General features: G+C 62.8%; 34 protein-coding genes and 1 pseudogene. 15 read left to right on the top strand and 20 right to left on the bottom strand.

Annotated features, from left to right (window positions below):
* Positions 1 to 137: 137 nt before the first annotated feature.
* Complete coding sequence (locus NKI59_RS26695; protein WP_352452748.1) at positions 138 to 737, bottom strand: TetR/AcrR family transcriptional regulator; 600 nt, start codon at positions 735 to 737, stop codon at positions 138 to 140.
* Between the two features lie 95 nt (positions 738 to 832).
* On the opposite strand from NKI59_RS26695, the gene NKI59_RS26690 reads away from it, so the two are divergent.
* Genes NKI59_RS26690 through NKI59_RS26680 form a run of 3 tightly spaced genes read left to right on the top strand, consistent with a single transcriptional unit; the run spans position 833 to position 2743 of the window.
* Positions 833 to 1843: a zinc-dependent alcohol dehydrogenase family protein gene (locus tag NKI59_RS26690; RefSeq protein ID WP_352707843.1), complete on the top strand. Its 1011-nt coding sequence runs from the start codon at positions 833 to 835 to the stop codon at positions 1841 to 1843.
* A 50-nt stretch (positions 1844 to 1893) separates the two neighbouring features.
* The gene (locus tag NKI59_RS26685) at positions 1894 to 2340 is read left to right on the top strand and encodes an OsmC family protein (RefSeq protein WP_352707842.1); all 447 of its coding nucleotides are present in this window, start codon (positions 1894 to 1896) and stop codon (positions 2338 to 2340) included.
* A 16-nt stretch (positions 2341 to 2356) separates the two neighbouring features.
* Positions 2357 to 2743 (top strand): nuclear transport factor 2 family protein, encoded by a 387-nt coding sequence (locus NKI59_RS26680; protein ID WP_352578271.1) that lies wholly within the window; start codon positions 2357 to 2359, stop codon positions 2741 to 2743.
* A gap of 26 nt (positions 2744 to 2769) precedes the next feature.
* Here NKI59_RS26680 and NKI59_RS26675 read toward each other — a convergent pair whose 3' ends face one another.
* Entirely contained in the window at positions 2770 to 3381 is a 612-nt protein-coding gene (locus NKI59_RS26675; protein ID WP_352707841.1) for a LysE family translocator, read from the bottom strand.
* 87 nt (positions 3382 to 3468) lie between these two features.
* Positions 3469 to 3888 (bottom strand): nuclear transport factor 2 family protein, encoded by a 420-nt coding sequence (locus tag NKI59_RS26670; RefSeq protein ID WP_352707840.1) that lies wholly within the window; start codon positions 3886 to 3888, stop codon positions 3469 to 3471.
* Between the two features lie 161 nt (positions 3889 to 4049).
* On the opposite strand from NKI59_RS26670, the pseudogene NKI59_RS26665 reads away from it, so the two are divergent.
* Positions 4050 to 4550: pseudogene (locus NKI59_RS26665) on the top strand (cupin domain-containing protein); the annotation flags it as partial.
* A 96-nt stretch (positions 4551 to 4646) separates the two neighbouring features.
* Positions 4647 to 4979: a helix-turn-helix domain-containing protein gene (locus NKI59_RS26660; RefSeq protein WP_352663370.1), complete on the top strand. Its 333-nt coding sequence runs from the start codon at positions 4647 to 4649 to the stop codon at positions 4977 to 4979.
* Positions 4980 to 5011: 32 nt separating this feature from the next.
* Here NKI59_RS26660 and NKI59_RS26655 read toward each other — a convergent pair whose 3' ends face one another.
* The 8 genes from NKI59_RS26655 to NKI59_RS26620 all read right to left on the bottom strand — a co-directional run bounded on the left by NKI59_RS26655 (position 5012) and on the right by NKI59_RS26620 (position 8394).
* Positions 5012 to 5353: a YkgJ family cysteine cluster protein gene (locus NKI59_RS26655; protein ID WP_352578297.1), complete on the bottom strand. Its 342-nt coding sequence runs from the start codon at positions 5351 to 5353 to the stop codon at positions 5012 to 5014.
* A gap of 50 nt (positions 5354 to 5403) precedes the next feature.
* A complete protein-coding gene (locus NKI59_RS26650) occupies positions 5404 to 5568 on the bottom strand; it encodes a hypothetical protein (protein ID WP_023722752.1) in 165 nt (54 codons plus the stop codon).
* Position 5569: 1 nt separating this feature from the next.
* A complete protein-coding gene (locus NKI59_RS26645; protein WP_292664441.1) occupies positions 5570 to 5977 on the bottom strand; it encodes a hypothetical protein in 408 nt (135 codons plus the stop codon).
* Positions 5977 to 6204, bottom strand: a complete 228-nt coding sequence (locus NKI59_RS26640; RefSeq protein WP_023677608.1) for a hypothetical protein — start codon at positions 6202 to 6204, stop codon at positions 5977 to 5979. Before NKI59_RS26640 ends, NKI59_RS26645 begins: the two co-directional genes overlap by 1 nt.
* A 344-nt stretch (positions 6205 to 6548) precedes the next feature.
* A complete protein-coding gene (locus NKI59_RS26635; protein ID WP_010915421.1) occupies positions 6549 to 6758 on the bottom strand; it encodes a cold-shock protein in 210 nt (69 codons plus the stop codon).
* Between the two features lie 123 nt (positions 6759 to 6881).
* Positions 6882 to 7172, bottom strand: a complete 291-nt coding sequence (locus NKI59_RS26630) for a hypothetical protein (RefSeq protein ID WP_352707839.1) — start codon at positions 7170 to 7172, stop codon at positions 6882 to 6884.
* A 16-nt stretch (positions 7173 to 7188) separates the two neighbouring features.
* Complete coding sequence (locus NKI59_RS26625; RefSeq protein ID WP_352707838.1) at positions 7189 to 7980, bottom strand: SDR family oxidoreductase; 792 nt, start codon at positions 7978 to 7980, stop codon at positions 7189 to 7191.
* A 66-nt stretch (positions 7981 to 8046) separates the two neighbouring features.
* A complete protein-coding gene (locus NKI59_RS26620; protein WP_352707837.1) occupies positions 8047 to 8394 on the bottom strand; it encodes a RidA family protein in 348 nt (115 codons plus the stop codon).
* Positions 8395 to 8594: 200 nt separating this feature from the next.
* On the opposite strand from NKI59_RS26620, the gene NKI59_RS26615 reads away from it, so the two are divergent.
* On the top strand, positions 8595 to 9446 hold the full coding sequence (locus NKI59_RS26615) for a LysR family transcriptional regulator (RefSeq protein WP_352707836.1): 852 nt from the start codon (positions 8595 to 8597) through the stop codon (positions 9444 to 9446).
* Positions 9447 to 9465: 19 nt separating this feature from the next.
* Here the strand turns inward: NKI59_RS26615 and NKI59_RS26610 are convergent, their stop codons facing one another.
* On the bottom strand, positions 9466 to 10221 hold the full coding sequence (locus NKI59_RS26610; protein ID WP_352707835.1) for an SDR family NAD(P)-dependent oxidoreductase: 756 nt from the start codon (positions 10219 to 10221) through the stop codon (positions 9466 to 9468).
* 83 nt (positions 10222 to 10304) lie between these two features.
* A complete protein-coding gene (locus NKI59_RS26605) occupies positions 10305 to 10973 on the bottom strand; it encodes a glutathione S-transferase family protein (RefSeq protein WP_352707834.1) in 669 nt (222 codons plus the stop codon).
* Positions 10974 to 11121: 148 nt separating this feature from the next.
* Here NKI59_RS26605 and NKI59_RS26600 point away from each other — a divergent pair, with 148 nt between their 5' ends.
* Positions 11122 to 11301, top strand: a complete 180-nt coding sequence (locus NKI59_RS26600; RefSeq protein WP_352707833.1) for a CsbD family protein — start codon at positions 11122 to 11124, stop codon at positions 11299 to 11301.
* A gap of 62 nt (positions 11302 to 11363) precedes the next feature.
* On the opposite strand, the gene NKI59_RS26595 is transcribed toward NKI59_RS26600, so the two are convergent.
* The gene (locus tag NKI59_RS26595) at positions 11364 to 12494 is read right to left on the bottom strand and encodes a metallophosphoesterase (RefSeq protein WP_352707832.1); all 1131 of its coding nucleotides are present in this window, start codon (positions 12492 to 12494) and stop codon (positions 11364 to 11366) included.
* Between the two features lie 120 nt (positions 12495 to 12614).
* Here NKI59_RS26595 and NKI59_RS26590 point away from each other — a divergent pair, with 120 nt between their 5' ends.
* Positions 12615 to 13208, top strand: coding sequence for a hypothetical protein (locus tag NKI59_RS26590; RefSeq protein ID WP_352707831.1), 594 nt, complete (start codon positions 12615 to 12617; stop codon positions 13206 to 13208).
* A 49-nt stretch (positions 13209 to 13257) separates the two neighbouring features.
* On the opposite strand, the gene NKI59_RS26585 is transcribed toward NKI59_RS26590, so the two are convergent.
* Both NKI59_RS26585 and NKI59_RS26580 read right to left on the bottom strand, forming a co-directional pair.
* Entirely contained in the window at positions 13258 to 13869 is a 612-nt protein-coding gene (locus NKI59_RS26585; RefSeq protein ID WP_352707845.1) for a TetR/AcrR family transcriptional regulator, read from the bottom strand.
* Positions 13870 to 14055: 186 nt separating this feature from the next.
* Positions 14056 to 14454: a hypothetical protein gene (locus tag NKI59_RS26580; RefSeq protein ID WP_352707830.1), complete on the bottom strand. Its 399-nt coding sequence runs from the start codon at positions 14452 to 14454 to the stop codon at positions 14056 to 14058.
* 150 nt (positions 14455 to 14604) lie between these two features.
* Here NKI59_RS26580 and NKI59_RS26575 point away from each other — a divergent pair, with 150 nt between their 5' ends.
* The 5 genes from NKI59_RS26575 to NKI59_RS26555 all read left to right on the top strand — a co-directional run bounded on the left by NKI59_RS26575 (position 14605) and on the right by NKI59_RS26555 (position 19034).
* Positions 14605 to 15387, top strand: a complete 783-nt coding sequence (locus NKI59_RS26575) for an NIPSNAP family protein (protein WP_352707829.1) — start codon at positions 14605 to 14607, stop codon at positions 15385 to 15387.
* Between the two features lie 112 nt (positions 15388 to 15499).
* Positions 15500 to 16258 (top strand): SDR family NAD(P)-dependent oxidoreductase, encoded by a 759-nt coding sequence (locus tag NKI59_RS26570; RefSeq protein WP_352707828.1) that lies wholly within the window; start codon positions 15500 to 15502, stop codon positions 16256 to 16258.
* A gap of 264 nt (positions 16259 to 16522) precedes the next feature.
* Positions 16523 to 17920, top strand: coding sequence for a class II fumarate hydratase (gene fumC / locus NKI59_RS26565; RefSeq protein ID WP_352707827.1), 1398 nt, complete (start codon positions 16523 to 16525; stop codon positions 17918 to 17920).
* Between the two features lie 126 nt (positions 17921 to 18046).
* Positions 18047 to 18481 (top strand): DoxX family protein, encoded by a 435-nt coding sequence (locus NKI59_RS26560; RefSeq protein WP_352472646.1) that lies wholly within the window; start codon positions 18047 to 18049, stop codon positions 18479 to 18481.
* A 139-nt stretch (positions 18482 to 18620) separates the two neighbouring features.
* On the top strand, positions 18621 to 19034 hold the full coding sequence (locus NKI59_RS26555; RefSeq protein ID WP_352707826.1) for a DoxX family protein: 414 nt from the start codon (positions 18621 to 18623) through the stop codon (positions 19032 to 19034).
* Positions 19035 to 19096: 62 nt separating this feature from the next.
* Here NKI59_RS26555 and NKI59_RS26550 read toward each other — a convergent pair whose 3' ends face one another.
* The 3 genes from NKI59_RS26550 to NKI59_RS26540 form a co-directional block, all read right to left on the bottom strand.
* Positions 19097 to 19678, bottom strand: coding sequence for a hypothetical protein (locus NKI59_RS26550; RefSeq protein ID WP_352707825.1), 582 nt, complete (start codon positions 19676 to 19678; stop codon positions 19097 to 19099).
* Between the two features lie 63 nt (positions 19679 to 19741).
* Positions 19742 to 21274: an exopolyphosphatase gene (gene ppx, locus NKI59_RS26545; RefSeq protein ID WP_352707824.1), complete on the bottom strand. Its 1533-nt coding sequence runs from the start codon at positions 21272 to 21274 to the stop codon at positions 19742 to 19744.
* A complete protein-coding gene (locus NKI59_RS26540) occupies positions 21274 to 23475 on the bottom strand; it encodes an RNA degradosome polyphosphate kinase (RefSeq protein ID WP_352707823.1) in 2202 nt (733 codons plus the stop codon). Before NKI59_RS26540 ends, ppx begins: the two co-directional genes overlap by 1 nt.
* A gap of 149 nt (positions 23476 to 23624) precedes the next feature.
* Here NKI59_RS26540 and NKI59_RS26535 point away from each other — a divergent pair, with 149 nt between their 5' ends.
* The gene (locus NKI59_RS26535; RefSeq protein ID WP_023677627.1) at positions 23625 to 23870 is read left to right on the top strand and encodes a zinc-finger domain-containing protein; all 246 of its coding nucleotides are present in this window, start codon (positions 23625 to 23627) and stop codon (positions 23868 to 23870) included.
* A gap of 19 nt (positions 23871 to 23889) precedes the next feature.
* Positions 23890 to 25122 carry an FAD-dependent monooxygenase gene (locus tag NKI59_RS26530; protein ID WP_352707822.1) on the top strand — a complete coding sequence of 411 codons (1233 nt, stop codon included), beginning with the start codon at positions 23890 to 23892 and terminating at the stop codon, positions 25120 to 25122.
* Positions 25123 to 25131: 9 nt separating this feature from the next.
* On the opposite strand, the gene NKI59_RS26525 is transcribed toward NKI59_RS26530, so the two are convergent.
* Positions 25132 to 25803: a TIGR02117 family protein gene (locus NKI59_RS26525; RefSeq protein ID WP_352707844.1), complete on the bottom strand. Its 672-nt coding sequence runs from the start codon at positions 25801 to 25803 to the stop codon at positions 25132 to 25134.
* Positions 25804 to 25860: the final 57 nt, after the last annotated feature.

Below are 25860 nucleotides of genomic sequence, written 5' to 3'. Positions count from 1 at the left end.
TGGGCGGCGGCGGCATGGGCGGCATGGGTGGCATGGATTTCTAATCCAGCCAATCTCGCAAGCTTACGGAAAGGGCGGCAGCGATGCCGCCCTTTTTGTTTGCTTCATAGCGGGCTGCCCCGGCTCAAGCGGCGATATCAATGCACCGCGGCAGCGGCACTCTTGGCCGGCAATGCCCCCTCAATCAGCGCCGCGACCTCATCGGCTACCGCCAGCACCGGGGCGCGGTCGTGGGTGGCGCGTGCGATCACCATCAGCCCTTCCAGCGATGATTCGACCAGCAATGCGAGCGCGTACGCGCGGCGCTCGGGCACCCCTGCCCTGACGAAGGCCGCCCTGAGCAAGCCTATCCACTGCTCGAAGGCGGACCGGCACAATTCGGCCAGTTCCGGCACGTCTGTCGGCGAGTCCAACACCACGGGCGCGATCGGGCAACCGAGCGTGAACCGATTGTCCTCCAACATGCGGGCGACCGACTGGTAAATGTGGTGGACGGCCACCGCCGGATCCTTTTCGGCAGCGAGTGCGGCGTCCAGCCTCTGCGTCACATCGGCGACGCTGTCGCGCGTCACCTCGATGACCAGCTGGTCCTTGCCGCCCGGAAAATGAAAATAGAGCGAGCCTCTCGGCGCGCCTGAGGCGCTCAATATGTCGTTGAGCGAAGTGCCGTGATAGCCGCGCTGCCGAAGCAGGCGTCCCGTGGTCTCGAGTATGCGGGTACGGGTGTCGTTCGCCATGTCAACCTCTGTCAGGAGTGAGCATTATAGGCCTTGCCTCGAATATGACAATCGGTCTACATAATATGTAGATCAGTCTACATATCGGGAGGCAAATGCGCAGTTATCGTCTTGAAGGAACCTGCGGGACCAAGTGCCTGGTGATGCGCGACGAGGCGCAGCCGACGCCGAAGCCGCACGAGATCGTCGTGCGTGTCCGCGCCGCTTCGCTCAACCGCCGCGACACGATGATCCTCAACGGCAGCTATCCGCTGGCGCCGCGCCAAGGGGTCGTTCCGCTGAGCGACGGCGCCGGTGAAGTCGTTGCGGTCGGCGATGCCGTCACCCGCTTTGCCGTCGGCGACCGCGTCACCGGCAGTTATTTTGCGCGCTGGATCGATGGCCGCATCAATGCCGGTCTGATCGACCAGCTTGGCTGCACGCTGGACGGGATGCTGGCCGAATACGCCGTGCTCGACGAGCAATGGGCGGTGCGGCTTCTCGATCATCTCGACCGGCATCAAGCGGCGACACTAACCTGCGCCGGCCTGACCGCCTGGAATGCCGTGACTGGGGCCGAAATGCCGAAGCCCGGCCAATGGGTTCTTGTCATCGGTTCAGGTGGCGTCGCGCTATTTGCGCTGCAATTCGCCAAGCTGCTCGGCTGCCGTGTCGTGGCGGTTACCTCGCGCAACGAGAAGCTGGACCGGCTGCAGGCGCTAGGCGCCGACCTCGTCGTCTCGACCGCCGACATGCCGGAATGGGGTGCTGCGGTGCGAGAGCAGACCGGCGGCATCGACCTCGTCGTCGAGACCGGCGGCCCGCCGACCTTCGCGCAATCGATGATCGCCTGCGCGCTTTACGGGCGCATCGTGCTTCTCACCATACAGGATGCGAAAGGCGGGACGGTGCAGATCCCCGGCCCGGTCTACCAGCGCAGCCTCGCCACCATCAGCCGCCTGTTCGTCGGCAATCGCACCAACCTCGAAGCCATGCTGCGCGCCATCTCGGTGCATCGGCTTAAGCCTGTCATCGACAAGGTGTTCGCCTTCGACGAGGCCAACGACGCCTATCGCTATTTCCAGCAAGGCGACGTCTTCGGGAAAGTGGTCGTCGACAGCGCCTGACTGGTCCGCCCCAAAATCTGATCGACCCCTCAAATCAAAGGAGAGACACAATGACCATTCGTGAAGCAGAGGCCCAATGGCAGGGATCGTTGAAGGAGGGTTCGGGCCGGCTGAAGCTCGGCAGCGGCGTCTTCGAAGGCGCCTACTCGTTCCCGTCGCGTTTCGAGAACGGTCCCGGCACCAACCCCGAGGAATTGATTGCGGCGGCGCATGCCGGCTGCTTCTCGATGGCGCTGAGCGCCATTCTCGGCCGCGAAGGTTACACTCCCGCACGCATCCACACGATCGCGAGAGCACATCTCGGCGCCACCGCGGCCGGGCCGACGCTGACCCGCATCGAGCTGGAGACGGAGGCAAGCGTCGCCGGGCTGGCGGTGGGGGAGTTCGAGCGGCTGGCGCAGACGGCCAAGGAGAGCTGCCTCGTGTCGCGGGCGCTGGCCGGCGTCGCCGTGATCACGCTCAAGGCCCGCCTCGTCGAAACCGCTACCGATCACTGAAGGGAAGGAATATCCAATGACACAGGAACTCATCATCGACATCGCGGCGGCCAAACGCTCCGCCGAAACGGCCGAGATCATGCGGCGCTACAACGACGTCTTCCAGCGCCACGACCCTTCGGCGCTCGACGATCTGGTGGCGGAAGATTGCGTGATCGAGAACACCACGCCGGCCCCGGACGGCGCCCGCCGCATCGGCAAGGGCGCCTGCGTCGAACTGTGGTCGGCGATCGCGACCGGACCCGGCACGCGCTTCGACATCGAAGAAACTTTCGTCGCCGGCGACCGGGCGACGATCCGCTGGCGCTACTGGATGGCCGACGGCAATTCGCTGCGCGGCGTCAACCTGATGCGCGTGGCGGACGGGCAGATCGTCGAGGCCATGGGCTATGTGAAGGGATAGATTTGTGCTGCCCGCGACCTTCCTGTCTACCGGTCCGCCAGCGCCAGTTTGGCGCCGAGCATGACAAAGGCTCCGGCGAAGGTACGGCGCATCCAGGTCAGCACCTTTGGCCGCGACACGACATGGCTGCGGATCGACGCGGCAAAAATGCCATAGCCGACAAAGACCACGAAGGTGAGCAGCATGAAGATGCTGCTGAGCTCCAGCATCTTCGACAGCGCATGCGGTTCGGTGGTGCTGACGAATTGCGGCAGGAAGGCAAAGAAGAAGATCGACAGCTTCGGATTGAGGATGTTGATGAGGATGCCAGAAGTGATCACCTTGCCGGCCGAGCGCGGCGCGACATTTTCGTCGACGCTCAGGCCGCCCTTCTCCTTCAGCGTGTTCCAGGCCATGTAGAGCAGGTAGGCGACGCCGAGATATCTCAGCGTCTCGAAGGCGATGGCACTGGTATGCAGCAGTGCCGCGAGGCCGGTGATGGCGGCCGCCATGTGCGGAATGATGCCGAGCGTGCAGCCGAAAGCGGCAATGATGCTGGCGCGCGCACCACGCGAAAGCCCGGCGCTCAGCGTATAGAGAACGCCGGTACCGGGCGAAGCCACGACAATCAGCGACGTCAACAGAAATTCGATGCTCACGGATGGTCTCCCGGTGCTGGCCCTGCCGCCGGCAGCGTAATCAGCGAAACGTGCGGGCACAAGCCAACCTCAAGAGCCTATGCGCATTCAGATCATGCTGTTGGCGTGCAGCTTGCTATCGGCAATAGGCTGCCGAACTTCCCAGTGTTCGACCAGCTTGCTGTCCTTCAGCCTGAAAATGTCGACGATGGCCAGGCCCTCCTCCTCCGGTTCGCGTTTTGCGTGCATGTGCACGATGACGAAATCCCCTTCGGCAAAAATCCGCTTCACCTCTCCCTTCACGAGGGGAAATGACTGTTTGAGCTGTTGCAGATAGGCTTTGAAGCCTTCCGCACCATCGGCAATGTTCGGATTGTGTTGGATGTAGCGTTCGCCAAAATGCATCGAAGCAGCTTCGATGTTGCCTTGGTTTACTGCTTTATCGATGAAGTCCAGGACGATCATCTTGTTGGTCTCGAGCGAATTATGGATCTTGGCTGGAACTGGATTTGATGGTTCGTCACGCATGTTTTTGCTCCGTGAGGTGCCTGCTTTTGCCTGACGTGGACAGGAGCGTCCGCAGGCCGATATTGCCAACATAATCAGCCACGCTTGTGAGATGGTCGATACGCTATTCGCCTGGATTCTTATCCAATCGTCTAATATCGTCGTCGGTTCATTGTCGGAGGATGGTTCTCATGGACGCCTTGTCCGAAGTTCTTGCTTCGCTGCGATTTGGCAGCGCCATGATCGGCAGCGCGACCCTGCATCGGCCATGGGGTATTTCAGTCAATCCGACAAGGAATGCCGCCATCCACGTCATACAGAACGGCGAATGCTGGCTGCGGCTAGCCGGTGAAAGGGAGCCGATCCGCTTAGGCGAGGGAGATGTCATCCTTGTCGCGAGCGGTATCGGGCATGCCCTTTGCAGTCCGGCGGATGCACCGACGGCATCGATATCCGCCGTCCTTTCCGCGACTCGGAGCGGAGCGGAACCGAAAAGCGAAAGCGGCGCGACAACTCTTCTTTGTGCGAGATATTCACTCGACGGCGTCGGGCCATACCCGATGGTTTCGCTGCTTCCTCCGCTGATCCATTTGACCCGAAATCAGATTGGCACCAGCGAGCCGCTGCGGCTTGCCCTGGAACTTCTGCAGGTCGAAGCGAAAGGCGATCTCGGCGGCCACGACATTGTCGCCCCACGCCTTCTCGACAGCACGTTGATCTTCTTGTTGCGTGCCTGGATCGAACATCAGCCACTCGGAACAGGGGGATGGTTTGGCGCCTTGCGCGACAAAGGCATTGCGCAGGCCTTGCGCCTGATCCACGAGCGGCCGGGCAATCCCTGGACCATCGCTTCCCTTGCCAGCGGCGCAGCACAGTCCCGGGCCACCTTCGCGCGTCGCTTCGCTCAACTGGTAGGACAGCCGCCGCTGTCCTATGTGACCCGGTGGCGGATGAACCTTGCCGCCAAGGCTCTGCGGGAAACGAACCAGAACATTGGCGAGATCGGGCGCGCCGTCGGATATGAATCGGTGCCGTCGTTCTCGCAGGCATTCAAACGGTTGACCGGACGATCGCCCGGCCTCTACCGCAGCGACTTTCGATCATCTGACTGAGGAAATTCAAACTGGGACGCCAGCCCGGGCCGTCATTCAAGCGTCGGCAGACCGTGAGCCCGACGCGCGATCAGGCAGTCGTCATCGCCCGGCATGCAGGCGCGGCAGACGTCGGGGCGGATGTCGTAGATGCCGCAGGCCGTTGACTTGCCGACCTCGCCGCACAGTGCCGAACAGCGCGCGCCGTCGCAGCGCATACCGGCTTCGTCGGCAGCCACGTATTTTTGCGGGATAAGGTCGAGCTGCGCGTCATCCTCGGTGGAGAAGCGCGGCCATCTTGACGAGTAGGCGCAGCAGGCGCCACAGGTCTGGCAATCGAAGGCAATCGGACCGGCGCCCTCTTGTGGCGACGAAAACTCCTCTGCGACCGCCAGGGCAACCAGCCTTGGCGCAGATTTCCGGTCGGCATTTTGCTGCAAGGGCGCTATTTCTTCTTGGGCTTGCGCGGCGGTGCTTCCGCCGGCGACCTGAACAGATCGGTGCCCGCTTCGGCGGCTTCGCCGGTTTTTGGCGCGGCCGCCGGCTTGGCCGGCTTCACGGCGGCAGCAGGCGCTGCCGGCTGGCCCTTGGCGGAAAACTTGATTGCCATATCAATCCTCGTCAGAGAAACGCGATGATGGCGCATTCGGATTGCGAAGGCGGCCGATGAGCGCCGAAACGGCCGTGATGTTCATTTCTTCGGGCGACCAGTTCCTGGCTTCCTCGATGTGCCGGGGCGCCAGCTCGCGATGCGTGCTGCCGCTGTAGGCGGCATCCTGAAAGGTCACGCGCTCGCGGGTCTTGGCGTTTTCCCGGACGTATTCGATCAGATAATTGGGGCATTCGGCACGACCGCGCACGCCGAGCCGAACCTGGGCATCGCCGTGGACACGCCTGCAGCGCTCGAGCTTTTCGAGCACGCGCCGGACATATTCGACCGGCTTGTCTAGTTCGCCCACGACATCGGCGATGGTCGAATCTGCGGCGATCGCCTTTTGAGGCACGCGTTTGGTGGCCATCAGCGTTTACCTGCGCGTTTCGGCGAGGCCGCGAGCGCAACCGCCGCCGCCATGTCGTCGGCTTCCTTCTCCAGGCGCAATTCGCGCAGCCGCGCGGTCTTGGCTTCGCGGGCCTGGCTGACGGCATCCCGTTCGGAATTGATGCGGTCGAGCGACATCGACTGGGTCCGCGTCTTGCTGAAAATGGATTCGGCCTGGTCGCGGGGTTTTTTTGATGTTGCGGTCAAGGTCTTTCTCCCGGTTCGGAGCACGCCGCCGAAAAGTGGCGAGACTGGTCTTTCGGCCAGGATCCCGCACAAAGCAATACGGCAGCCGGTTTCAAATTGCTGGAACGTCCTTAGCACGTCCGGGCCGTCGAGCAGCGCTCTTTCGGCGGTCGAAGCGCAAAAATGAAAAAGGCCAGGCACCGCCTGACCTTCCATAAGAGCGCCCGCGCATCCCGAGAGACGCGCAAGGAAACGTTCTTCTCATGCGCATGAGCGGGGACTTAACATCCCCGCGATCATGCGCTGGAATTTGCCATTCACCGGTGCCAGTACATCCGTGGTCACCGGTGAGGCTTAATTCCGTTTTAGGCCGCCTTCAACTGGTCGGCGGACATCTTGCCCGACTTGTTGTCGCGGACCATCTCGTAGCCAAGCTTCTGGCCCTCGACGATGTCGCGCATTCCGGCGCGCTCGACGGCTGAGATGTGGACGAAAACGTCGGCAGAACCGTCGTCAGGCTGAATAAAACCAAAACCTTTGGTGGCGTTGAACCATTTAACTGTGCCTGTGCTCATAACGAACCCTTTCCATGGCAAATATTCGTTCGCCGTCATGCGGATGCACAACAACGTTTGTCTCGATTTTGATGGGGGAAGTTCGCCAAAGGCGCGCCTAAGCACGCGGATAACAAAAGTCGGTCAAACAAATATCGACAAAATTCTTATAGACTTCTTTGCGCGTTGTGTCAATTTTTTTGATTTGCCACACTCGCGACGCGCGGCGGCGGCCCGCGCCAGCACATCGGACGGCGAAAGCCGGGCTATTGCCCGCCGAAAAAACCAATCAGCCGGGAACCATTTTGGCGCCGAGGCATTTTTTTCGGTGTCGAAAGCCGTTCTCGAAAGAGCAATCTTGAGAAAAGGCGGACGACAAACAGGACGCCCCCGCGCAGATAAAAGGCACGAGGGGCGTTCCTGTGATGCGACCATTCGGGCCGCCTGCCCCTCACAGCATGGCCCGGGTGAGCCCGCCATCCACCGGCAAAGCCACGCCGGTGATATAGGCGGCGTCGTCGCTGGCCAGGAATGCGGCAACCGCGCCGAATTCGGCGGGGGTCCCGTAGCGCTTTGCCGCGATTTCGGCCTCACTCTCGGCGGCGATCACAGCAGCGTCCACACCCCTGTCGGCGGCGTCCATCGCGTCGAACTGTTTCGTCCGGTCCTTCGCAAAACGGCCAGGCAGCAACAGGTTGACGGTGACGCCGTCCGCCGCCACTTCGCCGGCCAGGGTCTTGGCCCAGCCGGCAAGCGACGCGCGCAACGCATTCGAAGCGGTGAGGCCGGGGATCGGCTCGCGGACGGACGTGGAGGAAACGGCGATGATGCGCCCCCAGCGCCGCGACCGCATGCCTGGCAGGAAAGAAATGGCGATACGCATCTGGCTCAGCACCATGCTGGTGAACTGCTTCTCCCAGACGCTCGCATCGAAGACGCTGGCCGCGAAGGGCGGCGGGCCGCCGCCATTGAGCAGGACGATGTCGATCCGCTGATGCTCGTCCTCGATGGAACGGATCAGCCGGGAGACGCTGTCGTTATCGGAAAGATCGGCGCTGAAGGTCGAGCAGACCGGGCCGGCGGACTCGATTGCGCGCCGCGCCGCATCCAGGGTCTCCTCCCCGCGTCCGACCAGGATGATCTCGGCGCCTTTCGCCGCGAGCGCTTCGGCGACGCCGAAACCCAAGCCCTTGCCTCCTCCCAGAACCAGCGCCTTCCGCCCCTCAAAATTTGTACTTATCAAGCCAAGCCTCCTCTGGTTTCACTGCGCACTCCCGGATAAGCCCTGAGTGCATGCTTTGGGCGTGCATCAGCGGACATGCACAATGGCGTCGGCTTCGACCGGAACATTGGCCGGCAAGCCGGCCATGCCGAGCGAGCAGCGGGCATGCTCGCCACGCTCGCCAAAAACACGGAGCAGAAATTCGGATGCTCCGTTGCCGACCTCCGAATAGGCCGCAAAGCCAGCCGCCGCGTTCACATAGACGGTCAGCTTGGCGAATTTCACGACGCGGTCGAGATTGCCGTCCAATTCCTTGTCCAGCCAATAGACGATGTTGGCCGCGCAGAGCCGGGCGGCGTTCCGCGCCGTGGCCAGATCGATCTTGGCCGATCGCAGCGATCTCCTGCCCGATCTCGGGGATCTGACCGGAGACATAGACGATGTCGGCGACCCGAGCCGTCGGCAAGAACGGCAAAGCAGGCCGATCGAGCGACGGCCAGGCGACACCGAGCTCTTCAAATCTTCTTCTGTAGGACAAGGTGGCTGCTCCTGTTTTCGTTGGCGCGAGCGGACCTTGAATTCAGATCGGGCTTTCGGATAGCCTGATAGTGCTGACACAGCTATCAGGAATTCTTATGACTGGAGATATCGACGTCCGGCTGCTGCGCGCCTTCGTCACCGTGGCCGATACGGGAACGGTGAGCCGGGCCGCCGATCGGCTTGCCCGCACGCAGGCGGCGGTGAGCATGCAGCTTCAGCGCCTCGAGGGCGAAGTCGGCGCCGAGCTGCTGCGCCGTTCGCCGCGCGGCGTGACGCTGACCGAGGCCGGCGAGATCCTGCTCGCCTTCGCCCGCAAGGCCATCGCGATCGGCGACGATGCCAGGCGCGAGATAGAAGGCCGCAGGCTGGTCGGCCGTGTCCGGCTGGGCATCGTCGAGGATTTGGCGGTGACACGGCTGCCGTTGATCATCGTCGACTTCCGCCGCCGGCATCCTTCCGTGGAGATCGAGCTGACATCAGCCAGCAGCAGCGATCTCAGCAAGTCGCTGGGCGAAGGAAAATGCGACATCGTCATGGCCGATCCGGCGCGCTTCACAAAGGCGCCGCGAGGCCATCTGTCACGACAGTTGGTCTGGGCGGCAAGCCGCATGATCGAGATCGATGACGAGGTCGAGCTTCCGCTAATCATCTTCGAAGGCGCCTGCTCCTGGCAGGACAGAATGCTGGCCTCGCTCGCCGAGGCCGGGATCGGCTGGAAGATCGGCTGCCGCGTGTCGACTTTCGCGACGCTGATCTCGGCGCTGAGGGCCGGGCTTGGCATCGGCCTTCTGCTGCAGGAAGGACTACCGCCCGACTGCCAAAGCCTCAACGGACGCTTCAACCTGCCGCCGGCGCCGATGGCGGATTTCGGCGTCTACCTCGCGAGGGACCCGTCGCGGCTGGTCGAGGAGTGTGGCGATTTCCTGCGGGCGGGATTTGAGGCGTAGCAAAAATATCTGACGCCGTTCACCGTTCCTGGTCGGTCGGGCGGATGACGATCTCGTTGACGTTGACGTGTGGCGGCTGGCTCACGGCGTAGAGAATGGCCGCGGCGATGTCCTCGGCGGTCAGCACCTCCATGGCGGCGAGCCGCTGGTCGAGCCCGGCCTTCGCCGCCGGGTTGGTGACATGGTCGCCGAGTTCGGTGCGCACAAGGCCAGGCTCGATGACGGTGACGCGAACCTTATCGGCATAGACTTCGCGGCGCAGCGATTCAGAAAAGCCAACGACGCCGAACTTGGTTGCGGCATAGCCGCTGGCGCCGGGATTGGCGACGCGTCCGGCGATTGACGAGACATTGACGATGTGCCCCTTGGCGGACCTGAGATGCGGCAGCGCCGCCTTGGTGACGCCCATCAGCGCCAGCAGGTTGAGCTCGATCATGCGGCGCCAGTCGTCGAGCAACGCCTCGGCGGCCGGCGACAGAAGCATCACCCCGGCATTGTTGACGAGGATGTCGAGGCGGCCCCATTCGGCGACAACCTTGTCGACCATGGCGGTGACATCGTCGTTGCTGGTGACGTCGGCCTCGATGCGGAGCGGAGCGCCGCCGGCCTTTTCGATACGCGCGGCCAGCGCTTCGAGGCGATCGGCGCGGCGTGCGGCAATCGCCACCTTTGCCCCGGCGGCCGCGAGGGTCGCAGCGGTTGCCTCGCCGATGCCCGAGGAGGCGCCGGTGACAAGTGCGACCTTGCCGGCCAGTGCGGAAGAAACAGATGTCATTGTGAAGTCTCCAAGGCCCCTGCCCGAGCTTCAGATAGGCCGTGGGCCGCAAAGTGGAAGACCGGCTCCTCGGTTGCTCGGCTCTATTCGTCAGGACCGGGCTCCGGCCATCGCTCCTTTGACGCCTCGGCATACCAGTGGCGCATCGCCGGCATCGAAAGCACGGCGTCGACATAGGCGCGGGTATCGGTTGCCAGCGTGCCGCCATAGGTGTCGAAGCGGGTGACGACCGGTGCGTACATGGCGTCGGCCGCGGTGAAACGGCCAAACAGGAACGGGCCGCCTTTGCCGTGTTTTTCACGGCATTCGCGCCACAGATCCTCGATGCGCGCCCGTTGCGCCTCACCTTCGGCGTCGAGCGGCTTGCAGCCTTTCGGCCGGCGCAAATTCATCGGCCAGCCATAGCGGACCTCGCGAAAGCCGGAATGCATCTCTGTCGCCGCCGAGCGGGCGAGCGCGCGGGCGCCGATATCGGCCGGCCACAGCTTTTTCTCGGGAAACAGCTCGGCAAGATATTCAAGGATGGCAAGGGTTTCCCAGACGATCCGGACCTCGCCATTCGGCAGCCGATGGTTCAGCACCGGCACCTGGCCGGTCGGCGATATCCTGGCCAGATTGGCCGCGGTCTCGGGCGTGCGCAGGCGCACAAAACCCTCCTCGAACGGGATCTTCAGGTGCTTCATCGCCAGCCATGGCCTCAGTGACCACGACGAAAAACACTTGTTGCCGATGAAGAGCGTGAATTCAGCCATTGTCCCTCCGGCCCCTGTCTGTTCGGGCGTCCTGGTGCACCCTATCCTGTCGGCTTCGCGGCCGGAAGCTATCCCAATCGACGGGCTGAACCCGGAACCTAAGCGATCGGCGACCGTTTCTCCAGGCGAACGGTTCAGGAGATGCGAGATGGTGAACAAGGATCAGGTTGCCGGCGTTGCCAAGCAAGCCAAGGGCTCGGTCAAGCAGACCGCCGGCAAGGCCACCGGCAACAGGCGCACCGAGGCCGAAGGCGACGCCGACAAGGCGACCGGCAAGATGCAGAAGGCTTACGGCGACGTGAAGGACAAGGTGAAGAAGGCGCTTTGACGCCGGCCCTTCGTGAACCAGGGAAAGGCGGCTCGGCCGCCTTTTTTGCCCTCTCCTGCCCGTCAGAAAGTCAGGCTTTTGCTGTATGCATTGGTGAAGGTGACCTCGCCATGATCTCCGGCGGCTTCGCCCAGCACCACATCCATGCTGTTTCCCGTCACCCGCGCCAACGCAAAGCCGCCCATGAAGGCGGCCTTCGGCTTGAACAAGTCGAGCCCGTCACGGTGGTAGATCATCGGCGTCGCGTGCTGGTGGCCATGGAAGATGCCGACGACGTTGTAACCCTTCAGCACAGCCAGCAGCGCCTGCCTGTCGGCTTCGCTCCACCAATGCGGTGGACCCGTGCCATTGTCGTCAAAGGTTCTTTCGGCGGCGTCCCATCTTTCGATCGAAAAAGTATCCCAGCCATAATGCTGGAACAGGATGACCGGGCGGCCGTCGCCGGCATAGGTCGCCAGGTCCTGCTTCAGCCATGGCAGGCTGATGACGGCGCCATGGCCGGTATCGCCGGCGAAACGGTGCGTCTGAACAAGATGCAGGCCGCCCCAATCCCATGAATAGCAATCGGTCCCGACATCGTAGTCGGTCGCCGGCGCAGGCGGCTTGAAGAACACGCCGGGGCGGTGGTTGACCTCGACGTAGTCGCGCATTTCGCGGCGGTACCAGTCGACATGCGAGCGCGGACCGTTCTGGTCGAGGTCGTGGTTGCCGAGGCCGACATAGACCGGCATGTGCACGCGGTCGGGGCCGACGCCTTGCTGGTAGCGCTGGCTGAACTGAAGCAGTTGCGTGCCCTCGCTGGGCTGGGTGATCTGGCCGCCGCCATCATCGGTGATGTCGCCGCCAACGACGAGGCCGAGCGGCGTGCCGATTTTGCCCGTCGAGCGCAGGGCGGTGGCAACGCCATCGATTTCAGCCGGCCATTGCCTGTCGCCGACGCCGTTGAGTGCGGCGACGTTGCGCAGCAAGGCAGCGTCGGTCTTGCCCTCCTGCTCGCAATGCGGGCTCAATCCGTTCGCAGTGCGGCAGGCATGGACATCAGCGATAAACAAGAAGGTGGCGTCGATCGGCGGGATACGCTGGCCGGTCTGGCCGAAGGCCGGGCGCGAAACTGCGCCGGCCGCGGCAAGGGCCGCTGCCTGCATCAGGAAGCTGCGCCGAGAACCCGGTCGGGCCACGATACGGTTCATCATGCATCAAAGTTCAGCATGAGAGACGCCGGCAGTCCAGTTGTCTCGCACGGCATGTCGACACGCAGCCTTTGGTCTGGCATTGGTTTCGGCATTCAACTTACGCGGGCAGAGGAGGACGCCATGAACACTGCATCCATCGGCATGACAATGGCCATTCTGGCGGCAACGAGTGCCGCGCATGCCTCCGAGTGCATCGACGCCAAATCGGCCAAGGCCGGCTTCATTCTCGAAAGGCCTGGCATCCACAGCGAGTTTCGTCCGGCGGCGGGCGGAATGGTTGCCGTGGCCAACAAATACCAGTCGCAATCGCCGCAGTCGCAGTACCTGTTCGGCGGGCTGATCGAGGTGTTTCGCGACAGCAGCACGGGCCAGCTGGCGATGATCCCGTTTTCCGATCTCAGGAAGGTGTTCCCGCTGAAGGCGGGGGCCAAGAGCAAGATCGTGTTCGCCCGCCTCGCACCGAACAAGCCGCCGAAGGGCACCGAGACGCTGGAGATCAACGTCAAGGGTAAGGAGACGTTCAGCCTGGGTGAATGCAATTACTCCGTGCTCGCGGTCAAACAGACGATCAGGAGCGAGGCCGGCGAGACGCGGGACGAATTTACTGCCCTTTACGCACCCGATCTGCAGGCGGTTGTGGCCCGGCGCTATGACGAGGGTACCAGTACCGAAAGCGTGGTCGGCTACGAGCTGATCAAGCCGCTGCCGAATTAAGAGCTCGGCCTCCCCGGCTCGGTCATAGTGAGCGGCTGTCCTGCCGGCGTCAGAGGGCTCTGTGCAGTATCCTGTTACGTCGCCTCGTTCCTGTTTTGGACGACATAACTCCCTGCTCCAACGCCATCAGGCAGTCGCGCAGCACGCCTGCGTCCTGTGCTGTCTTGGCCATCGACATGGCGCCCGAATAGCTGGCGACGGCTAGCGCCGCGAAGCGCTGCGGATCGGTGCCCAGCTCCCGGCCCGCCTGCTGGTCGACGCTGATCTTGTCGGCGATCACCTGGCGCCAGGCCGAAAAAATGCCGGCAAGGGCAATGCGGAAATCCGGATCGGCAAGCGACAGTTCATGCGCCAGATTGTTGAGCGGGCAGCCGCGTACGAATCCCTGCCGCTCCAGCTCCGCCGCGACGGCCGCGAACACGGAGCGCACGCCCTCGCGCGCTGAGGGAGCCATCCGCACCGGCTGGATCCACGTCTCTTCTACCGCGGCGGCGACCCGCTCCTCGATCACTGCGAGCGCCAGCGCCTTCTTGGTTGGGAAATGGTGGTGCAGCGCGCCGCCGGTGACGCCCGCCGTCGCCATCAGGTCGCCCATGCTGGACGCATGATAGCCGCGTGCCTGAAACGCCTCCTCGGCGACATCGAGCACCTTTTTGCGCATGCCTTCGGGGTCGTTGGTGCGTTTTTGAGCACGCGAACTTGGGCGAGCGGATATCTCTGCTGACATCTTCACACGATAGCAGATTGACAAAACAGGACAACCGGTCTGTTTGGTAAAACAGCCGGTAGGGTTTGCTTGGCGCGACGCCGCCAACGCCCAGTGATCGATTCGGACGAGGCGCTGCTTCTACTCTTTCATGAACCAATCAATATCCAGCGTGCCTCTTCGCCACTCCGTTGCGGTCACATCGGCACTTAAACTAACCACCGACGATTTCGCGTCTCTTGCGAGGCTCTTCAAATCGGCAAGAGCCATTTTTTCTTCGAGTGGCAAAAGGTGCCCGGCACTCCAGAACCTGACATTTTCGTCTGTATGCCTCAGGGTTCCCAACAGAAAAGATCGGCCAAGATCAGGTCGGTTGCTGATCTCTCTTATTGCGCGGATTAAGCGGTCGTGAGCCGCATTCGATCCTTTGACATCCCCCATTTCAAGTAGTTGACGGTGCAATATGGCAGCCTCAACGTATTCTCTTTCGGGGTCCCTTGGCGCTTCTGGCTGCTTCACATCGATCACTTTCTTGCGCATGCCTTCGGGGTGGTTGGTGCGTTTTTGAGCCCGCGACCTTGGGCGAGCGGATATCTCTGCTGACATCTTCACACGATAGCAGATTGACAAAACAGGACAATCGGTCTGTTTTGTAAAACAGGATGACTTTCCTGTTTTGGAGCTCGCGCGATGAACCTGCCTTTGAACGCCATACCTAATCCCGATCTGCTCGCCTCGCCCGTTGTCGAACTCAGGCAATACACGCTGAAACCCGGCAGGCGCGAGACGCTGATCGGCATCTTCGATAATCACCTGATCGAGGGCCAGGAAACCGCGGGGATGACCATCATCGGCCAGTTCCGCGATCTCGACCGGCCGGATATGTTCGTCTGGCTGCGCGGCTTCGACGGTATGGAAGCGCGGAAAAACGCTCTGACCGCCTTCTATGACGGGCCGGTCTGGGCTGCCTGGCGCGACGCCGCCAACGCCACGATGATCGATTCTGACGACGTGCTGCTGCTGAAGCCGGCTTGGCCAGGCGCCGGCCTAGACCTCTCGGGATCGAAACGAGTACCCCAGTCGGACCCCGAAGAACCAAGCGCAAGCAGTGATTTGCAGGCAATTGTTGTCATCAGGATTCATTATTTGCAACCTGGCCTGGAAGCCCGTTTCGCCAATGATTTCCAGACCGCGGCCCTTCCGGTGCTCGCCGCATTTGGCGCGTCGCCGCTCGCCGCCTTCGTTACCGAACATGCCGAAAACAGCTTTCCGCGGCTGCCGGTGCGGGCCAGCGAAAACGTCTTCATCAGCATCACCGGTTTCGCCAGCGCCGATGCACATGCCCGCCACGAGGCAGCCTTGGCTGCCTCCCCGGAGTGGCAAGTGTTCGAGCAGAGCGTCCATTCACGTATGGCCAAGCCGACTGAGACTTTGCGGCTGTCGCCAACCTCACAATCGCTGCTTGGGCGGTGAGACGAGGCGAAGTTTCATACGCTGGGATAGGCAGGCGACTTGACCCGGAGTGCAGGCAAGCTGCTCTGGGGTTCATGCCGCCGGCGGAAGGCGGCACGTGCGGGAGTGTTGGATGAGACTAGGCGGCAAACGGGCACTGGTCACCGGCGGCTCGGACGGGATCGGGCTGGCAATCGCCGAGGCTTTCTTGCGCGAAGGCGCGGACGTGCTGATCGTCGGCCGCGAAGGCAAAAAGCTCGACGCCGCCCGCAAGCAGCTCGGGGATAATGTCGGAACGCTTTCGGCCGACCTGTCGGCCAGCGCCGGGATCAATGCCGTGGTCGAGCATGCCAGGCGCGGCCCACCTGTCGATATCCTCGTCAACAATGCTGGCGTAGCGTTCCTTGTGCCGTTCGAGACCGTCAGCGAGGACCAGTTCCAGCAGTCGTTCGCGCTCAACGTCACGGCGGTATTCTTTCTCACCCAACGGCTGTTGCCGCATCTCGCGCCGGGTGCGGCCTCGGTGATCAACATCTCGTCCTATTTCGCGCACAAGATGATCCCGAAGCGGCCGTCCAGCCTCTATTCGCTTTCGAAGGGCGCGCTCAATTCGCTGACCAAGTCGCTCGCCTTCGAGCTCGGGCCGCGCGGCATAAGAGTCAACGCCATCGCGCCCGGCACGGTCGACACAGCGATGCGGCGCAGGTCGATCGAAAACCTGCCTGAGGCCGCGCAAGCCGAGCTCAAGGCCTATGTCGAGCGCAGCTACCCGCTCGGCCGCATCGGCCGAACCAGCGACCTTGCCGGCATCGCCGCCTATCTCGCCAGCGACGAAGCGGCATGGACCAGCGGCGGAATCTTCGCCGTGGATGGAGGATACACGGCGGGGTGAGGTTGCGATCTCCCCCCTCGAGGGGGAGATGGCCGGCAGGCCAGAGGGGGTCGTCTCGCGTGGAACACCAGCCTGTTCCGTCCGCTATGGGAGTTGCGTCAAGACCTACCGACCCCCTCTGTCGCCTTCGGCGACATCTCCCCCTCAAGTGGGGAGATTGCCAGCACCTTCAACCGATTTGCATTCCCGTCACCCGCAATCTCCGCTTGAAGGCATTTGTGCAACGCGATACGCCGTTTGCAAATTGCAAACCGGAGAGACTTCGTGAGCGCGCCAGAGACCAGAACCGAAACCGACACGTTCGGTCCCATCGAGGTCGCCGCCGACCGCTATTGGGGCGCGCAGGCGCAGCGTTCGCTGGCCAATTTCAAGATCGGCTGGGAGAAACAGCCGGCCTCGATCGTGCGGGCGCTGGGCATCGTCAAGCGGGCGGCAGCGGAGGCCAATATGGAGCTGAAGCGGCTCGATCCGGCGATCGGCAAGGCCGTTATCGAGGCCTCCCAGGAGGTCATCGACGGCAAGCTCAACGAGCATTTCCCGCTGGTCGTCTGGCAGACCGGTTCGGGCACGCAGTCCAACATGAACGCCAATGAGGTGATCTCCAACCGGGCAATCGAGCTTCTGGGCGGTGTCATGGGGTCGAAGAAGCCGGTGCATCCCAACGACCACGTCAATATGAGCCAGTCGTCGAACGACACCTATCCGACTGCAATGCACATCGCCTGCGCCGAGCGCATCATCCACGACCTGCTGCCGGCGCTAAGACATTTGCATGCGGCACTCGAGGCCAAGACCAAGGCTTTCGCCCACATCGTCAAGATTGGCCGCACCCATACACAGGACGCCACGCCGCTGACGCTTGGCCAGGAATTCTCGGGCTATGCGGCTCAGGTCGCCTCGTCGATCAAGCGCATCGAGATGACCCTGCCCGGCCTGCAGGAATTGGCACAGGGCGGCACCGCGGTCGGCACCGGCCTCAACGCGCCGGTCGGTTTTGCCGAAATGGTGGCGTCGCGCATCGCCGCGATCACCGGCATCGATTTCGTCACCGCGCCGAACAAGTTCGAGGCGCTGGCCGCGCATGATTCCATGGTCTTCTCGCACGGCGCCATCAATGCCTGCGCGGCGGCGCTGTTCAAGATCGCCAACGACATCCGGCTGCTCGGATCGGGCCCGCGTTCGGGCCTCGGCGAATTGTCGCTGCCGGAAAACGAACCGGGCTCCTCGATCATGCCGGGCAAGGTCAATCCGACACAATGCGAGGCGATGACGCAGGTTTGCGTGCAGGTGTTCGGCAACAACGCGGCGATCAGCTTCGCCGGCAGCCAGGGCCATTTCGAGCTCAACGTCTACAATCCGCTGATGGCCTATTGTTTCCTGCAGTCGGTGCAGCTGCTGGCCGACGCTTCCGTGTCGTTCACTGACAATTGCGTCGTCGGCATCGAGGCCCGCGAAGACAACATCAAGGCAGCGCTCGACCGTTCGCTGATGCTGGTGACCGCGCTGGCGCCGACGATCGGCTACGACAACGCCGCCAAGATCGCCAAGGCGGCGCACAAGAACGGCACAACGCTGCGCGAGGAAGCGCTGGCCACCGGGTTGGTCAGCGAAGCCGATTATGAGCGGCTGGTGCGGCCGGAGGACATGACGCACCCAGGGTAAGTTGATCGCGAAAACGTTACCTGAGTGAACAATCCGTAACCAATCTGACGCCTTTGGTGAACAGTCGGCATGCGCTAACTGGACGGCTATCCCAAGCCTTTTGGCCAAACCCTTCTGGAGTTACGCATGTCCACCAACACGTCCACCAACACTTCGTTTGCCGGTTCCGGCACCGCCGCCGGCGCCTCGGGCACGATCCTGCTCGGCCGCATCCTGCTTTCTGTCATCTTCCTGCTTTCCGGTTTCGGCAAGCTGACGGCGATTGCCGGCACCGCCGGCTATTTCGGCAGCCTTGGCCTGCCGCTGCCGATGGTGACCGCCATTGTCGTCGGCCTTATCGAACTGCTTGGCGGCCTGGCCATCCTTGTCGGCTTCCAGACCCGGATCGTCGGCTGGGTGATGGCGATCTTCACCGTCGCCACCGCACTGGTTGCCCACACCGGCTGGGCCGATCAGATGCAGATGATCAATTTCATGAAGAACCTCGGCATTGCCGGCGGCTTCCTCGTGCTCGCCTCCTCGGGCCCAGGCGCGTATTCGATCGACGCCAAGCGCGGCTGAAGCAGCCCAGCATTTCCTGAACAAAGGGGCGCGGAATTTTCCGCGCCCCTTTTTCGTTGTCGTTTGTGCCTGTCGGTCCGCTGACCGGAATTCTGCTAGGATCGGGCTCTTGGCCACCCGGCCGACAACGGAGGTTGCCATGCCCCGCAATACGCTGCTTTTGCTTTCCCGACTGCTGTTCGCCGCACTGTTCGTGCCGTCCGGCTTCCATGCGCTTGCCGACATTGCCGGCACGACCGGCTATTTCGCCGGCCTCGGCCTGCCGCTGCCGACGCTGGCTGCCTGGGGCACCGGGCTGTTCGAACTGATCGCCGGGCTGCTCATCCTCGTCGGCTTCAAGACGCCGATCGTGGCGCTGCTGCTCGCCGCCTTTTGCGTCGCGACAGCGTTCATCGGCCACTATGGCCAGGGCGGCGGCGATCCGACGCTGACCTTCATGCATTCGCAGATGCTGATGAAGGACATCGCGATATCAGGCGGTTTTCTGGCGCTGGCGATGGCTGGCGCGGGTGCATGGTCGGCCGACGGCCGGATGGCTGCAGGGACTGGCTAAGCTGCCGCCCGGCTCGGCTCATTTGCTGTCGAGAAAGACGAACTCCGCAAGCCTGGTTGTGTTTATGGGCTGAGAAGAAAGGCGCCATGCCCCATTCGACCGACGCTGATGGTCAGGCAAACCTGTCTGCTTTCCACCGCGATCGGCAGCCATTCATATCCATATTGATCTGCGCCCTTGGGGGAGTAGCTCCGAAGATTGCTGTCAATCGCGACATACAGGTAGTTGCGCAATTGGATCAGGCTTGCCCTCTTAACGTATGGCAACAGGTCGGTTCGGCCCACGATAGGCTCAAGAAAGTTGCCGAGGGGCTGATGAACGGACACGGTTCGATCGACAGCGCCAGGACAGAGATTAACGTCCGCATAAAACGTGTTCATCGAAATCGATCTTTGAAATTTGATCATTTCGTCGCTTATTCTAAATACAAAATAGTTTATCTTTTGCCCGCTTTTAGGTTTTAGAAAACCTGTGAGCAAATTGAACGGTGTTTTTCCGTCTGCGGCTTTTGGATAACTCTTCTCAAACTCAAACGCGCCTTTTGCAGCAACGGAAACCTTGGAAACCGTCTGAGCTCTGGCCGCGTCGAAAATCAACAATGGCAGGATGGAAAGCAGCAGCAGCAGGATTTGACTGGATTTCACGATCTTCGCCCAAGCGTGGAGCTCGCAGCGAATTGCCACATGCAATTGGCGTCGTGCCTGAAACTACTTCACTGAAATACTAGGCCCGCCCTCGACCGCCAGCACCAGCCGGCGGTTGGTGACCTTTGCCACCTGTGCCAACCGGCCGGCCGGCCGCTCGCCGTAAAGATCGGCCAGCGCTGCCGGCAGCACCAGCGCCAGCACGCCATTGCCGCGGTTTTCCCATTTCAGTCGCGGCATGACGCCGGGCATTGCCGCGCTCAGCAAATAGACGACGCGCAGCAGCGCGGCCAGCACGCGGGCCCGTTCGAGATAGCGCGGTGTCGCCAGCCCGCGGATTTCCGGAGCGGCTTCATTGAACACGCCCTCGTGGCGAAACAGGCTGACAAGCGCCAGGAAGGCGCGGCCGGGATGGTCGACGCCGATGAACGAGGCGTGGGCGATGATGTTGAGCGATTGCTTGCCGCGATATTCGGGATGGGCACGCCAGCCGATATCGGCGAGCAGGCAGGCGGCGTGGCGGTAGCGCGCCTCGTCCCTGGTTTCGTCGATGCCGAAGGCAGCGAAGGCCTTGCCGGTCCACTCGACAAGCTCATGCGCGTGGTCGACCGAGCGCGAGCGCAGGCGGGCAAGCTCTTCCGCCGCCGAGATCAGCGGATCGGCCTTCTGCTCGGCCTTGTCGAGCAGCGAGTAGAGAAAGCCCTCGCGCACGCCCAGCGCCGACACGATGATCTTCGACGGCTGCATCGCCGCCATGATCTCCTGCAGCACGATGGCGCCATAGGGCAGCAGCGAGCGGCGGTTCTTGGAGATGCCCTCGATGCCTTTGACCTTGTCGATCTCGGCCTTGGCGACCTGCCGGAGGAAGTTCGCGGCGCTTTCGACGCCGATCTCGTAATGGTGCATGACGCCGAGCGGGTAGTTGGTCATTTCCATGTGCAGCCGGGCGAGGTTTCGCCAGGTGCCGCCGACCGTGTAGAACGCCCTGCCCTGCCCGCCCTTCAGCAATTTCGCCCGCGCCAGTTGCTCGCGCGTGATCCTTGCCGCCTGGGTCAGCGAGTTCTTCGCCATGTCCTGCAGGCGCAGGCCGCCCAACGGCAGCGTGATGCCGTCACCGATCGTCTCACCGTCAATGTCGATCAATTCGAGGCTGCCGCCGCCAAGATCGCCGGCGATGCCGTTGGCCGGATGGAAACCGGAAATGACGCCGAGCGCCGAATAATGGGCTTCCTCGCGGCCGCTCAGCACCTGGATCTCGGTCTTGAGCACATCCTCGGCGCGGTGGATGAAGTCGGGGCCGTTGACCGCCTCGCGGGCGGCGGCGGTCGCCAGCACATACATGCGCTGGGCGCCGGCCTGGTCGGAGAGCGCGCGGAAGCGGCGGAACTCTTCCATCGAGCGCGTCACCGCCTCGGGATCGAGTTTTCCGGTCGAAACAATGCCGCGGCCGAGGCCGGCCAGCATCTTTTCGTTGAACAGCAAGGTCGGCGAGCGCGCCAGCCCCTCATAGATGACAAGACGGATCGAGTTCGACCCGATATCGATGATGGACAGCGGTCGGCGGTCCTGGAGCCGGCCCTGGGATGCTGAAATCATCAGCCCGTCGCTGCGTTCTGTTTCTTGCGGCGCTTGAACTGCGCGATGCGCTTGGGCGCATGCGACTTCAACGCATCGCCCCGTCCGGACAGGCTCGGATTGGTCATGAAATATTCCTGCGCGTTGAACGGTTCCTCGCCCTCTTCCAGCACGACGCGCCGGGAGGTTCCGTCAGCCAATACGTCGAAACTTTGCTGGTTGTCCATGATGTTGCCGAGCATGATCTGGCCGAGCACCTGTTCGTGCACAGTTGGATTGGTGATCGGCACCATCGTCTCGACACGGCGGTCGAGATTGCGCGGCATCAAATCGGCCGAGGAGATGTAGACGATCGCCCCGTCCGAGGGCAGGCCGTGGCCGTTGCCGAAACAATAGATGCGGCTGTGTTCGAGGAAGCGGCCGACGATCGATTTCACCCTTATGTTCTCCGACAGGCCGGGCACCTGCGGCCTCAGGCAGCAGATGCCGCGCACGACGAGATCGATCTCGACGCCGGCGCGGCTGGCATCATAGAGGGCATCGATGATGATCGGGTCGACCAAGGCGTTCATCTTCATCCAGATGCGGGCGGGCCTGCCCTCCAGCGCGTGACTGATCTCGTCCGAAATGTGCTTGAGGATGCGGTCGCGCAGCGTGAACGGCGATATGGCCAGCCGCATCTGCTCGGCCGGCTCGGCATAGCCGGTGATGAAGTTGAACAGCTGGGCGACATCGCGCGCGATCGTCGGGGCGGTGGTGAAGAAGGACAGGTCGGTGTAGATGCGCGCGGTGACCGGGTGGTAGTTGCCGGTGCCAAGATGCACGTAATTGCGCAGCCTGCCATCCTCGCGCCGCACGACCAGCGACATTTTCGAATGGGTCTTCAGTTCGAGGAAGCCGAAGACGACCTGGACGCCGGCGCGCTCGAGGTCGCGGGCCCAGCGGATGTTGGCCTCCTCGTCGAAGCGCGCCTTGAGCTCGACCAGCGCGGTCACCGACTTGCCGGCCTCGGCGGCGTCGACCAGAGCGCGCACGATCGGGCTGTCGTTGGAGGTGCGGTAGAGCGTCTGCTTGATCGCCACCACTTCCGGATCGGCCATCGCCTGGCGCAGGAACTGCACCACCACGTCGAAGGATTCGTAGGGGTGGTGGACGATGATGTCCTTCTCGCGGATGGCGGCAAAGCAATCGCCGCCATGCTCGCGGATGCGCTCGGGAAAGCGGGGATTGTAGGGGGTGAATTTCAGATCGTCGCGGGCGACGGCGACGATCTCCGAGATCTGGCTGAGCGCCAGCGGACCGGTGAGCACGCTGATCCGGCTTGCCGAGACGCCGAGCTCGCCGGCGACGAAGTCGCGCAGTTCGGGCGGCATCAGCCGGTCGAATTCGATGCGGATAACCGAACCGCGGCGGCGCCGCTTCAGCGCCGTCTCGAACAGGCGCACCAGATCCTCGGACTCTTCCTCGACCTCAATATCGCTGTCGCGGATTATACGGAACGTGCCGGAGCCCTTGACCTCATAGCCTGGGAACAGCTTGCCGATATAAAGGCCGACCGCCTCCTCGAGCGGGATGAAGCGGACATGGCGCTTGCGATCCGGCAAGCGGATGAAGCGCCTCAGCGCCACCGGCAGGCGCAAAAGCGCGCTCATTTCCTCGCCGTTCTTACGGTGGCGCAATTGCAGCGCCATCGAAAAACCGAGATTGGGAATGAACGGGAACGGATGCGCCGGGTCGATCGACAGCGGCGTCAGCACCGGAAATACCTGCTCCTGGAAATGGTCCTCCAGCCAGATCTTCTCGTCCTTGCTCAGCGCCTCGCGGGTGATGCTCTCGATGCCTTCCTTGTCGAGGAGCAGCATCAGCGCCGAAAGGCTTTTCTGCTGGTCCTCCTGCAGGCGCTCGACCTCGCGCAGCAATTGTTCAAGCTGCTGCTCGGGCGTGCGTCCGTCCGGGCTCTTCAGCACGATGCCCTCGCGCACCTGGCCGGCAAGACCGGCGACGCGGACCATGAAGAACTCGTCGAGGTTGGCGGCCGATATCGACAGGAAACGAACACGCTCGAGCAGCGGATGATTCGCGTTCAGCGACTCTTCGAGCACGCGCCGGTTGAATTGCAGCCAGGAAAACTCGCGGTTGACGAAGCGGTCGGGATTGCCGCCTTCGCGGCTCGCCGCCTCGACGGTGATGAATTCGTTCTGCACCGGCTTCAGTTCGTTCATGGTTTCCGCTCTTCCCACACCGTTCGACGACCATAGCCTTAACCGGCTTAACTTATCCTCTGACAGGCTTTTGCGACAGTTTCATTTCATCGATCTTGCAAAGCGACGGGTTATGATCCAGATGCAATCGACAAGATCAGGAGACGACGATGGCAGGCGGTTCCATTCCCCATTTCCAGAACGATGCGGGCTATCCGGCAATCGACATCGGCGTCAAGGAATTCATGTGCACCGGCGCCAATCCGCCTTTCGACCACCCCCATGTATTTCTCGACATGGGCGACGACAATGAAAAAGTCTGCCCGTATTGTTCGACGCTCTATCGCTATTCGCCGAAGCTGAAGGCGTTGGAAACGCAGCCGCCGGGCTGCCTCTATCTCGACCAGGCCGCCTGATTCTTCCGCGACAAGCCTGATGCAGGAAACGCAGTCCCGGCAGGTGGTCATCGCCGGGGCGGGCGTCGCCGGGCTGACCGCGGCACTGGCCTTCGCCGAGCGCGGCTATCGGATAAAACTGTTCGAACAGGCGCAGCACCTCGAGGCTGCCGGCGCCGGTATCCAGCTTTCGCCCAACGCGACGCGCATCCTACGGCAGCTCGGCGTACTCGATCGGCTGCTGGCGACGGCGGTGCAGCCGGAGGCGGTCGTGCTCAAGGATGCCGCCACGCTGCGCAAGCTGGCGCGCGTACCGCTTGGCCAGGCGGCCGAAACGCGCTGGGAAGCGCCCTATCTCGTTGCCCACCGCGCGGATCTGCAGTCAGCGCTGATGCAGCGAGTTTCGGAGCAGCCCGGTATCGATCTGATCGCCGGCGCGCGGGTGACCGACATCGCAGCCGGATCGAAAGGTGTTACCGTCACTGCATCGGCTGATGGCGACACGGTCGAGGCTGGCTGTCTTTTGATCGGCGCCGATGGCGTCTGGTCGTCGGTGCGAGAAACGCTTGCCCGCAACGCAGCCGATTTCCGGAGAAGCCGGTTTTCGGGCGAGCTTGCCTGGCGCGCCACGGTGGCCGCCGACAGCCCCGCTGGACAAACCTTTGCGGCGATCGGTGCGCCCGATTGTGTTACTGCATTCCTCTATTCCGGCTTCCATATGGTCGCCTATCCGGTCAGCCGTGGCACTGCCTTCAACCTCGCTGCCTTCACAAAGGGCGAGCGCATCGCCGAGGGCTGGTCGGGGCATGCCGACCCCGCCATCCTCGCCAGCGCCATGCGCGGTACCGCGCCGGCGCTGGTCCGTCTGGCGAGCGAGGCCGCGCCATGGACGGCATGGCCGATCCACACCGTCGAGCAGCGGCGGTGGACGACGCCGGAAGGCATCGCGCTGATCGGCGATGCGGCGCATGCGATGACGCCGTTTGCCGCACAGGGCGCGGCGATGGCGATCGAGGACGCGGTAACCCTTGCCGGTTTCGTTGCCACCTCGCCTGCCGATCTCAGCAGCGCGCTTGTCGCCTGGGAACAGGCGCGGCGGCCGCGCGTCGCCCAGGTCGCCCGCCGCGGCGTCCTCAACCGCCTCGCCTGGCATGCGGCCGGGCCGGTGGCGATGGCCCGCAACCTGTTCCTGGCGATGCGCTCGCCCGAAAAACTCGCCGCCGATCTCGACTGGCTCTATGGCTGGCGGGCGTTGGACGCTCGGCGGTCCTAAGTCGCCTTGTCAATTGTAAAGCCGCATCGACAGGCCGAGCGAGGCCGGCAGCGGGTTCCACCAGCCGGTGCGCAGGCCGGCGGTGCGCAGTGCTGCCGCCGCCCAGGTGTTGCAGCCGACCAGCGCGTTGAAATGGCCATTGGCTTCGAAGAACCGATCGAAACGGGAATACGCCGCATTCTCGATCGGCATGGCCCCGTTCGGTCCCTGCCGGAAGCTTGCCGCAATGTAATCGAGCAGCGCCGTAAACCGCTCCTCGCCGATGTCGAAGCCGGCGACGTCGGGATGCGGCTCGGCGATTTCGCCTGAAATGTCGACATGCATTGCCGAGGCGTCGACCGTCAGCGCCTTCATCACCGGCACCGCCTTCAGCTCCGACCAGGTCGGCGTCTCCAGATAGAAGGCGCGGCCGCCCCAGCCGAAGACGATGTAGCGGACCTCCGCCATGTCTGCTGGAATGCCGGCATCGACCAGGAAATGGAAGCGCCGGCGCACATCGTCGTCGACCGGGATGGCGATGTCGGTGTGGATCGGATTTTTCAGCACCAGGATGCGGTGGCTTGAGCCGATCGGATCGGCAACTGCCGCCGGCCAGAGCGGGCGCGGCAGCAGTGTGCCCAATGCCACCGCAAGGACTGCTGCAACGACCCGCAGGCCAAGAAAACGGGCAAGCTTCTTCATGGGAAAGGCATAGAACAAGCAATGCTCAAGGTGAAGCCCCTCCGGAGTTGTGCCACT

The sequence above is a fragment of the Mesorhizobium sp. M0598 genome, assembly GCF_040320865.1.
Taxonomy (GTDB): Bacteria; Pseudomonadota; Alphaproteobacteria; order Rhizobiales; family Rhizobiaceae; genus Mesorhizobium.
The sequence above is the reverse complement of the archived record's forward strand: the minus strand, read 5'-3'. Positions and strand labels throughout refer to the sequence as shown.